Source organism: Pseudoalteromonas sp. PAB 2.2, from assembly GCF_001938575.1.
GTDB classification, from domain to species: Bacteria; Pseudomonadota; Gammaproteobacteria; order Enterobacterales; family Alteromonadaceae; genus Pseudoalteromonas; species Pseudoalteromonas lipolytica.
Window position 1 is genome coordinate 1 of sequence record NZ_LYPI01000032.1, and the last position, 2,912, is coordinate 2,912.

At 42.0% G+C, this 2,912-nt stretch carries 5 protein-coding genes; all 5 read right to left on the reverse strand.

All coding sequences use genetic code 11. From position 1 onward, the window contains the following. Window positions 1-251, reverse strand: a 251-nt coding sequence (locus tag BWD47_RS20220) for a helix-turn-helix domain-containing protein (protein WP_218640583.1), incomplete at its 3' end; no start/stop codon positions are given. Between the two features lie 83 nt (window positions 252-334). Continuing rightward, entirely contained in the window at window positions 335-715 is a 381-nt protein-coding gene (locus BWD47_RS19865; protein WP_036965965.1) for a DUF3718 domain-containing protein, read from the reverse strand. 79 nt (window positions 716-794) lie between these two features. After that, on the reverse strand, window positions 795-1,274 hold the full coding sequence (folA, locus tag BWD47_RS19870; RefSeq protein ID WP_036969051.1) for a type 3 dihydrofolate reductase: 480 nt from the start codon (window positions 1,272-1,274) through the stop codon (window positions 795-797). Between the two features lie 80 nt (window positions 1,275-1,354). Further along, entirely contained in the window at window positions 1,355-2,509 is a 1,155-nt protein-coding gene (gene cgtA, locus BWD47_RS19875; RefSeq protein WP_036965963.1) for an Obg family GTPase CgtA, read from the reverse strand. 157 nt (window positions 2,510-2,666) lie between these two features. Continuing rightward, window positions 2,667-2,912: 50S ribosomal protein L27 (rpmA, locus tag BWD47_RS19880; RefSeq protein ID WP_075594537.1), on the reverse strand; the 246-nt coding region annotated here is incomplete at its 5' end.

The following is a 2,912-nucleotide window of genomic DNA, read 5'->3' on the forward strand; positions in this document are numbered from 1 at the left end:
TCGAAGAAAGCACTGGTATAACCGAGTGACCAACTGTTTGCTGTCATCGTTTTTAACACTTCTACCTTAAATGCTTGAGAATAAGGTTTGTGAACAGACCTGAAGCTTTCAGCGCCATGAATTCGATAAATAGCGGTCCAATATCGGACCTGCCTATCTGTAACATTAAATCTGTTACTTACTGTCGAAGAGCTTTCAGACAAAGCGAGCTCTGCTATTTTGAGCTTAAAAGCTCGATGATGTTTGGACATAAAAAGACCCCCAGTAATTGGAATGTCCAACTATTGGGGGTCACTTCAGAGTGCGGTTTTTATAAATCTATTTGGCTTTACTATTAAAGACCTGCGCGCTCTTTAATAGCAGCAACAACTGGCGAGCCACCAAAGCCATTGGCTTCAGCCCATGCGATGTCTGCACCGTCTTCAAATGAAGAAGATGGTAAACGCTTAACAATATACTCACCCGTATCGTTTGCACCACTCACAATTGCATGACGAAGCATGTTGTTGTCATTGCACTTAAAAGCGTCGATGATATTACGGATCTTTACGCGTGAACTTTTTAGTTTATCACGTAAACGATTCTTATCATCTGCAGCAATGTACTCACAAAGTGAAAGCGCCAACTGTTGATCGTCGGCTTTAACAGGTGCTGTGTACGCAACTGAAGCCGTAACAACTGCTGCGGCTAATAACATATTTGGTAACTTCATCATATTTTGCCCTTATGTAATACTTTTAGCTTACCAAGCTTGACTATTATTGTACCAATCAAACCATTTTATCGCAATATTGTTAAGGTTTTTTATACAAAGTAACAAAAGTATACGGGTGTGGATTATTGTTATCTGGCAGTTTCTCTTCCTGCTCGACAACTGTCCAGTTAGCAACACTTTCGTAATCTGGGAACTGCGTATCTCCCTCTACATCAAGATCAATGAAGGTTAAATAAAGTCGCTCTGCGTGAGGAAGAAACTGCTGATAAATATTTCCTCCACCGATGATCATCACTTCATCTGCCTCTTTTACTAGGGCTAGCGCCGCATCTGGAGACGTTACAACCTCAATCCCTTCCGCTTTATAATCAGCATTACGGCTAATAATTATGTTTTGACGCCCTGGTAATGGTCGACCTATAGACTCAAAGGTTTTACGTCCCATAATCACAGGTTTAGCCATAGTAACCTGTTTAAAGTGCTGTAAGTCGGCAGGCAAATGCCAAGGCATTTGATTGTCTTGACCAATAATACGATTATTTGCCATTGCAGCAATCATTGAAATTTTCACACTACACCTTTAATACTTTTTTCTTATTAATAAAAAAGGAGCGCGAGGCTCCTTTTCCGTTTTAAACTTTAACGTTGGTAGATAACTTCAACATCGTAGTCATCATCGTCCCAATCATCCCAATCGTCGTCGTCATCTTTCGACGTTGCTTTTTGATGGTATGTATCCCATTTAAATTCAACTTCTTCTTTCTCTTCTTCAGCGAATTTTTCTTTCGGCATACTATCAAGCAACGCCATGATATCGTGGCAAAGTGCTTGGGTATTTTGCTTGTTTGCGGCAGAAATTCGGTAAACATTGGTTTCTTCACCCAGCTCTTCAGCTATTTGTTGGCAAAGTGCTTCAGCTTCGTCTTCTGGCAGCAAATCTATTTTATTAAACACTAACCAACGCGGCTTATCAGCAAGTTTAGGGCTGTACTGATGAAGCTCATTAACAATCGCAAACGCATTGTCCACTGGGTTAGTGCCATCGACAGGCATAATATCGATGATATGTAACAGCACACGACAACGCTCTAAGTGTTTTAAGAAGCGAATACCAAGACCCGCTCCATCAGAGGCACCTTCGATTAATCCTGGAATATCGGCTATGACAAATGACTTATTAGCATCAGGACGCACAACCCCTAAATTAGGAATAAGCGTTGTAAATGGGTAGTCAGCAACTTTAGGTTTAGCCGCAGATACGCTGCGAATAAATGTTGATTTACCAGCATTAGGTAACCCCAGTAAGCCTACATCAGCAAGTAACATCAGTTCTAAACGTAAATTTCTTACTTCGCCAGGCGTACCTAATGTTTTTTGGCGCGGAGCACGGTTCGTACTTGATTTAAAGCGTGCATTCCCCAAGCCATGGAAGCCCCCTTTTGCAACAACCAGTTTCTGGCCATGCATCGTTAAATCACCTAATGACTCTTCAGTGTCAACATCTGTAATACGGGTTCCAACAGGCACTTTAAGGACTAAATCATTGCCCTTCTTACCGGTCATATTGCGACCGTGACCATTGGTGCCACGCTCTGCTTTATGAAAACGCTCAAACTGATAATCAATTAAGGTATTTAAGTTTTCATCGGCCTGTAGATAGACACTGCCACCATCGCCGCCATCGCCGCCATCAGGACCGCCATCCGGCACATATTTTTCACGTCGGAAAGATACGACACCGCTGCCGCCATCACCCGCGTCACAACGAATTTCCACTTCATCTACAAACTTCATGATTACTCACTTTAAGATTGGCTTGTTAATAACTGTATTATACACCTAATTATATAGCTAAGCATCTTCGTACAGTGCCGAAGATGCTTAGCTATATAATCGAGTGCCTTAAAACAAAAAACCCCGCAAAGGCGGGGTTTTTCAAATATCGAGATGATTACTCAGCTACGATATTTACGTATTTACGGTTTAAAGGACCTTTCTGTTCGAATTGAACTTTACCATCTGCTTTTGCGAAGATAGTGTGGTCTTTACCGATACCTACGTTTGCACCAGCGTGGAACTTAGTACCACGTTGACGAACAATGATGCTACCCGCTAGAACTGATTCGCCACCAAAACGCTTAACACCTAGGCGTTTGCTTTCTGAATCGCGACCGTTACGAGTACTACCAGCTGCTTT